This is a genomic window from Oleiphilus sp. HI0066, assembly GCF_001635725.1.
Map to the genome: position 1 here is coordinate 1 of NZ_LWFH01000206.1, position 1,321 is coordinate 1,321.

At 44.6% G+C, this 1,321-nt stretch carries 2 protein-coding genes and 1 pseudogene; 1 reads left to right on the plus strand and 2 read right to left on the minus strand.

Annotated features, from left to right (window positions below; translation table 11 throughout):
- Positions 1–113 precede the first annotated feature (113 nt).
- The gene (locus tag A3738_RS03220) at positions 114–482 is read right to left on the minus strand and encodes a hypothetical protein (protein WP_068480615.1); all 369 of its coding nucleotides are present in this window, start codon (positions 480–482) and stop codon (positions 114–116) included.
- Positions 483–509: 27 nt separating this feature from the next.
- Positions 510–782, minus strand: coding sequence for a DUF2834 domain-containing protein (locus A3738_RS03225; RefSeq protein WP_156503914.1), 273 nt, complete (start codon positions 780–782; stop codon positions 510–512).
- A 232-nt stretch (positions 783–1,014) separates the two neighbouring features.
- Between A3738_RS03225 and A3738_RS03230 the strand changes: the two are divergent.
- A pseudogene (locus A3738_RS03230) lies at positions 1,015–1,321 on the plus strand (hypothetical protein); the annotation flags it as partial.

Genomic DNA, 1,321 nt, shown 5'->3' on the forward strand with positions numbered 1-1,321 from the left:
GATAAGTTGACGCTTCATAGGCGTTCCTCTTTGTGTGACGCCCTAAGCGTAGTCAAAAAAGAAACAGCGTATGTAACGGTTTGCAACGGCTCGAAATATGGTGAAATAGCTGATTACGCTGGTTTGAACTTTAAGATCGCCGCGATACCAAGCAACACGATCCCAACGATATCAATCAACATGACTTTCTTTAAGGCTGCGTTATATTCACCTCCACCCAGCATAAGTACCAAAAAACCAGCCATGCTGATTAATGCCATCAACATCGCTGCACTCTGATATTTTGGTTCGAAAGCAGCGTATAAGATGAAGCCACCTAGTATCCCGAACAGTAAAGCCCGATGTCGCATAAGAAGTATTAGATCGTTTGATACAAGCTTGATTGCATAGGCATCATTGAGCTTTGCAGCACCCAATAAACCTAATATTGGAGCAAGATTAATGAGCCCTACGAGTACCAAAAGAATAGTGATGGCGTTCATCTGATTTCTCCTATTCCACGGCACTAGCTATGAAGACTGTGTCACCGCTTCAGACTGATCTAACTGATATTCTGGGGCGAGTAAGTAAGCCAGTGCTGCTATCGTGCCGGTCGTACAAACCGCGATGACCCAAGGCATAGGATTGATACCCCGGGCTTTTGCGTCACTAATCATCCAGCTACATATCAAGAAACAGCCAATCACCAAATCGAGCAATATTTGCAGGCTTCCGCTTGATACAAAGCCCGCTTCCCATACACCGAAGTAACCTACTTGGAGCATGACCCAGATGCTAAACACAGAAAAGCTCGTCAGTGTTATCCAGAGAAATGGCTTACGAATTGATGAACGCTGTTGTTTGACTACCGCTGTCGCGCTTGGGTTAGTGGTTTCACTNATAATGGCTTCCTCGTGTTGAAGGTTTGAAAACGCATAATCAGTGTTGGCTAGGTAAAGAATATAAACAATTACCTCAGAGGTAATTGTTAGATGGCCATTCAGTCGTGGTAATCTGAATGCTCAATGAACCCGCATGTTTTTTAAAAATGATGAGATGAGTATGGTGCAAGATGCCTTACCAATGAACCTGAAGCATCATGAACCTTACCCCGCAATTGTTGCAGACAGAAACTGGAATCTGCTGATGGCTAATGACGCGTCTCTGCGTTTAGTTGGCTTGTTGGGAGAGGTCGAAGATGTATGGCAAAAGGTCGATCCGAGCGGTGATAAAAATGTGTATCGCATGACCTTCTCAGAGCATGGAATGCGTCCGTTTATCTCGAATTGGGATGAGATGGCAATGCACATGATGCAGCGATTACAACGTGAGTTGAGTGCAG